The 2,990-nt window shown below is 47.2% G+C and carries 4 protein-coding genes and 1 pseudogene; 2 read left to right on the forward strand and 3 right to left on the reverse strand.

The window, feature by feature from the left end; all coding sequences use genetic code 11:
* Positions 1-27: 27 nt before the first annotated feature.
* From AT710_09535 to AT710_09545, 3 genes are all read right to left on the reverse strand, one after another.
* Positions 28-1,095 carry an ATPase gene (locus AT710_09535; GenBank protein KUO90083.1) on the reverse strand — a complete coding sequence of 356 codons (1,068 nt, stop codon included), beginning with the start codon at positions 1,093-1,095 and terminating at the stop codon, positions 28-30.
* 73 nt (positions 1,096-1,168) lie between these two features.
* Positions 1,169-1,477 (reverse strand): hypothetical protein, encoded by a 309-nt coding sequence (locus AT710_09540; GenBank protein ID KUO90084.1) that lies wholly within the window; start codon positions 1,475-1,477, stop codon positions 1,169-1,171.
* Positions 1,478-1,556: 79 nt separating this feature from the next.
* Positions 1,557-1,949: a 30S ribosomal protein S8 gene (locus AT710_09545; protein ID KUO90085.1), complete on the reverse strand. Its 393-nt coding sequence runs from the start codon at positions 1,947-1,949 to the stop codon at positions 1,557-1,559.
* Positions 1,950-2,036: 87 nt separating this feature from the next.
* Between AT710_09545 and AT710_09550 the strand changes: the two genes are divergently transcribed.
* Both AT710_09550 and AT710_09555 read left to right on the forward strand, forming a co-directional pair.
* Positions 2,037-2,684 carry a 30S ribosomal protein S2 gene (locus AT710_09550; protein ID KUO90086.1) on the forward strand — a complete coding sequence of 216 codons (648 nt, stop codon included), beginning with the start codon at positions 2,037-2,039 and terminating at the stop codon, positions 2,682-2,684.
* A gap of 29 nt (positions 2,685-2,713) precedes the next feature.
* A pseudogene (locus AT710_09555) lies at positions 2,714-2,990 on the forward strand.

A 2,990-nucleotide genomic window follows, 5' to 3' on the forward strand; every position in this document is an offset into this window, starting at 1 on the left:
CCCCTTAACCCCCGTTAATATAAAAATTTAATATTCTTCCAACACGGCGTATTTCACAATCGGATCAGCGATCCTGTACTCGTTCCCTTCCTTTTCCACGAAACCCATCTTCACCAAGTTCCTCAAGTCCCTGGATATTGTTGCGTTGGCGACCTTTTTTCCTACCTGAGCTACCACATAGTTGAGTACGTTCTTCCACCTAGCCTTTCCTAGAGTGGCAATGGCTTTCATTATAAAAACGTAGTAAGGACTCCTAGAGAACGCCTCGTCTAGCTCCCTCTTAACCATCTTGGCTCCCAAGGACTTGACCTCCTCAAGCGCGTCGTTGCCTTTCTCTAGGTACAGTTTTCCGAAATACACTAGCCAACCGATTATTCCGTCCAGTTCTGAGACCGCCCTCTCCAGCGTAAGCTCGTCGACCTTTACCTGGAGCTCATCGAAACCCCTCCTCAGGAACTTCTTGGATTTATCCCTGTCAAAGGGCTTAAGCTCTATGGAAGTGTAATATCGACCGTAAAGTTCTGAGTTGGGATCGTCTATCCCCAGGAAGTCGTGTAACAAGCCGACCTCGCTTCCGGTGAAAACTAGGGTGATCCCTCTCATGTAATCGTAACAGTGTGATAGTAATGGTCTCAACCCTATGGTTGAATACCTTAAGTACTGCGCCTCGTCGAAGACGACTACTGCCTTTCCCAGCTCGTTCAAGGCCTCAAATATTTTATTGATATTACTTCTGGTTTCGTCTATTGAAAATTTAATTTTTACCGGATATTCCAAGGAGAGTCCAAACCTAAGAAGGATGTCCTTTACACGTTCCCTCTTACTTAACTTCAACAACGACAAATACATCTCCTCATAGAGTTTCTCTGCCTGCACCTTTNTGGACACGTCGTCAAAGACCTTTCTCACATCTACGAAAATGAAGTTGGCATCAGTGGAGTTAAGAGTGGAGAGAACTAAACTGGACTTGCCTATCCTCCTAAGCCCTAAGAGCAATATCATCCTCTCGTTCAAACTGTTCCTTAACTTCTTTATCTCCTCCTCCCTATCGAACAGATCATTTAGCGAGTGCTTCGGCTCGGTCGAAAATAACATATATCACCCCTGATACTTAGTATCACCCCTGATACTTAATCTTTGTGGTTTCGATAGCTCTTGGGGTTTTCTGCTATTTGAGGGCTTCTGACAAATCCTCTTCTACGACATACTTTTTGCCCCTCATGTATGAGAAAATTGCTCCTACGAGTACCAGGACTACTGAGAGATAGATTGAAAATCTGAGCCCTATCATAAATGAAGGTCCAATAACTGATGGGAGGAAAACATGTGACTGGCCTCCTCCCCGCCTTGAGGGTTCCCCGAGGCCTTGGGGGTTGCCATAATGGGCGCCGGTTGCCGGCCTTCGCGGATGCCCCGGCATTGCGGGAGAGATCGGCTCCCGCCCCTCATCCTCTGAGAATTGACCAGGGGAGGGCATTAAAGGGAAATGGCATTCAGAGATCTTTAAGCTTACCCGCCCTTAAGGGCGAGGCTTTCAATCTTTTGTAATGATCATTTTAATAGACGTAGGCTAGAAGCGTCCCTCCAACTCCAGCCTCCTTCGCATCTATGTGGGAGAGGACCCCCTTTGATGTCGATAGGAAGAGGAGACCTATTTGCCGGGCCGGCAAGTATTTCTCCTCCCATGCCGGTATGTCGCGGCTATTTATGAAGAAGCGGGGCTTCACTGGGCCTATGGAGTTTATGCGGCCAAGGAGGCTGACCACGTACTTCCCGCCGCGACCATCATCTATGAACTCGACCTCTCCAACGTAGCCGTACTTCTGGAGGATGCGGAGAACGTTGCCGACCAACTTGGATGAGGGCCACACAACTACTTTACTGTAGCCTCGCGCCTCCGCGTTTCTTATCATTATCAATGCATTGGAAAGCACATCCAGCATTACCATATGGATCCAGCGGATCTAGCCGTTTATTAATTTTATGCTTCGCTTGAGGCGGCAAAATTTAAATACCAATCATTTACCCATGGCGTAATGAGCGATAAAAAGGAGGAGCAAGTGAGTGGGGAGGAGCTGCTTGTCCCGATTGAGAAGTACATGGCGGCCGGCGTTAGGCTTGGCGCTAAGATATCAAATAATTACCTAATTAAGCGGGGCTTCATATTCTCGGTGAGGCCCGATGGATTGAGGATATTTAATTTGAAGAAGATAGATGAGAGGATCAGGATAGCCGCTAAAATGATGACTAGGTATGACCCATCCAAGATCGTGGCCCACTCGGTCAAACCATATGGATTCAAGCCCATGGAGATGATGTGCAAGTTTGTGGGCTGCAAGGTCGTGGCCGGCAGATTTATTCCGGGCTCATTCACTAATCCATCCCTTGATAATTATATGGATGCGGAACTACTGATAATCGCGGATCCCAAGACCGATATCCAATCCCTTAAAGAAGCCGCGGCAACGGGTATACCGGTGATAGGGCTAGTGGATACCGATAATGACCCGAACTACATTGATTTAATGATTCCATGCAATAATAAAGGCAGGGGAAGCCTTGCCCTAATATTCTGGCTATTAACTAGACAAGTACTCAGGGAACGCGGCGAAATACCGCCCACAGGCGACTTACCAGTATCACCAGATGATTTTAAGGCCAAAGCCACCCCCCAGATCCAGTAGAGGGCTAGTAATTCCCAAGGTAATTACCAGTGAGAATAATAGTATTCGGGCTCGGCTTTATAGCCACTCACTTAGCTATTGAGTTATCAAGCATGGGCGAGGTCCTGGTCACATACAGGAACCTAACCCCACTAAAGCGCGAGTATGCATCACTATTGAGAAATAAGGCTGAACTAGTTAAGATCGATCCATTAACGAACGACTTAGGAAACATAATTAATGGCGCAGATGCCGTGGTGAATGCGATTGGGGCATTAAGCGGCGATTTAAGGGCGACGCATATAGAGGTACCCAAGCTAATTACTA

This window comes from Thermocladium sp. ECH_B, assembly GCA_001516585.1.
Lineage (GTDB): Archaea > Thermoproteota > Thermoprotei > Thermoproteales > Thermocladiaceae > Thermocladium.